The sequence below is a fragment of the Burkholderia singularis genome (assembly GCF_900176645.1).
GTDB classification, from domain to species: domain Bacteria; phylum Pseudomonadota; class Gammaproteobacteria; order Burkholderiales; family Burkholderiaceae; genus Burkholderia; species Burkholderia singularis.
Genome location: NZ_FXAN01000005.1, coordinates 1 through 2,433 on the forward strand (window position 1 = coordinate 1; position 2,433 = coordinate 2,433).

Here is a 2,433-nt window from a genome sequence, read left to right on the forward strand (position 1 = left end):
CGGATCGTCGTGAACGGCACGCAGCGCGTGCGGCCCGGCGAGCGGGTGAAGGCGCATCTCGTGCCGATGACGGGCGGCGATGATGCGGCGGCGGTTGACGAAAAAGAAACGGCGAAGCGCGCGAACTCGTGATCGCGCAGCTAGGCACAATCCAGTCCAAGTGAACGACTCGATGAACCCATCCAAAATTTTCATCGACCGGCCGATCTTCGCAGGCGTGCTGTCGGTCGTCATTCTGCTCGCCGGGTTGATCGCGATATTCCTATTGCCGATCTCCGAATATCCGGACGTCGTGCCGCCGTCGGTGCTCGTCAAGGTGCAGTATCCGGGCGCGAACCCGAAGGTGATCGCCGAGACGGTCGCATCGCCGCTGGAAGAACAGATCAACGGCGTCGAGGGCATGCTGTATATGCAGTCGCAGGCGAACAGCAGCGGCAATCTGACGATTACCGTCACGTTCAAGCTCGGCACCGATCCGGACAAGGCGACGCAGCTCGTGCAGAACCGCGTGAACCAGGCGTTGCCGCATTTGCCGGAAGACGTGCAGCGGCTCGGCGTGACGACGATCAAGAGTTCCCCGGCGATCACGATGATCGTGCATTTGATCTCGCCGGACAACCGCTACGACATGACGTATCTGCGCAATTACGCGTTGATCAACGTGAAGGACCGGCTGTCGCGAATTCAGGGTGTGGGTGAGGTGCAGTTGTGGGGCGCGGGCGATTATGCGATGCGCGTATGGCTCGATCCGCAAAAGGTCGCGCAGCGCAATCTGACGGCCAACGACGTCGTGAAGGCGATTCGCGATCAGAACGTGCAGGTCGCGGCGGGCGTGATCGGCGCATCGCCGACGCTGCCGGGTACGCCGCTGCAATTGTCGGTGAACGCGCGCGGGCGGTTGCAGAACGCGGAGGAATTCGGCGACATCGTCGTGAAGACCGCACCGGATGGCGCCGTCACGCATTTGCGCGATATCGCCCGCATTCAGCTCGGCGCATCGGATTACGGTTTGCGCGCGCTGCTGGACAACGACGCGGCGGTTGCGATGCCGGTATATCAGCTGCCGGGCGCGAACTCGCTGCAAATTGCCGACGAAGTGCGCAAGACGATGGCCGAGCTGAAGCAGGATTTTCCGGCAGGCGTCGACTACCGGATCGTCTATGACCAGACGCTGTATATGCGCTCGAGCATCAATGCCGTCATTCATACGCTCGTCGAGGCCATCGTTCTCGTATCGATCGTTGTCGTCGTGTTTTTGCAGACGTGGCGCGCATCGATCATTCCGCTGATCGCCGTGCCGGTGTCGATCGTCGGCACGTTCTCGCTGCTATTGCTGTTCGGCTATTCGATCAATACGTTGTCATTGTTCGGGATGGTGCTGGCGATCGGGATCGTCGTCGACGATGCAATCGTGGTCGTCGAGAACGTCGAGCGCAACATCGAGAACGGGCTGTCCGCACGCGAGGCAGCCTACAAGACGATGCAGGAAGTGAGCGGGCCGATCATCGCGATCGCGTTGACGCTCGTGGCGGTGTTCGTGCCGCTCGCGTTCATGTCGGGCCTGACGGGTCAGTTTTACAAACAGTTCGCGATGACGATCGCGATTTCCACGGTAATCTCGGCGTTCAATTCGCTGACGCTGTCGCCCGCGCTGTCGGCGCTGTTACTGAAGAGCCACGGCGACAAGGAAGACTGGTTCACGCGCGCGATGAACCGCGTGCTCGGCGGTTTCTTCCGGGGTTTCAACAAGGTGTTCCATCGCGGCGCGCAGAACTATGGGCGCGGCGTGCGCGGCGTGCTGTCGAGAAAGACGGCGATACTTGGCGTCTATTTTGTGTTGATCGGCGTGGCGATATTGCTTGCGCGGGTCGTACCGAGCGGCTTTATTCCGGCGATGGATCGAGGTTATCTCGTCGCGTTCGCGCGACTGCCGAATGGCGCATCGCTCGATCGTACCGAGGACGTCATGCGGCAGATGGCATCGATCGCGCTGAAGCAGCCGGGTGTCGACCATGCGCCTGCTTTCCCCGGCATGTCGGTAAACGGCTTCATGAACAGCTCCAGCTCGGGCATCGTGTTCGTGATGTTGAAGCAGTACAGCCAACGTCATGGCATGTCCGCGGATGCCGTTGCCGCCGCGCTGACTCGTCAGTATTCGAAAATCAAGGGCGCGTCCATCGCGGTGTTCCCGCCGCCGCCGGTATTCGGTCTCGGCACGCTTGGCGGCTTCAAGATGCAAATCGAGGATCGCGGCTCGGTCGGCTACGCGAAGCTCGCGGATGCAGCCAATGATTTCATCAAGCGTGCGAAGCAAGCGCCCGAATTGCGCCGCGTTTTCACCAATTATCAGATCAACGTTCCGCAACTGAACGTGGATCTGGACCGTGTCAAGGCGAAGCAGCTCGGCGTGAACGTGACGGACGTGTTCGACAC

The 2,433-nt window shown here is 60.8% G+C and carries 1 protein-coding gene and 1 pseudogene; both read left to right on the forward strand.

What is annotated here, in order from left to right:
* A pseudogene (locus tag BSIN_RS24890) lies at positions 1-132 on the forward strand (efflux transporter periplasmic adaptor subunit); the annotation flags it as partial.
* 40 nt (positions 133-172) lie between these two features.
* Positions 173-2,433, forward strand: a 2,261-nt coding sequence (locus tag BSIN_RS00790; RefSeq protein ID WP_089339206.1) for an efflux RND transporter permease subunit, incomplete at its 3' end; no start/stop codon positions are given.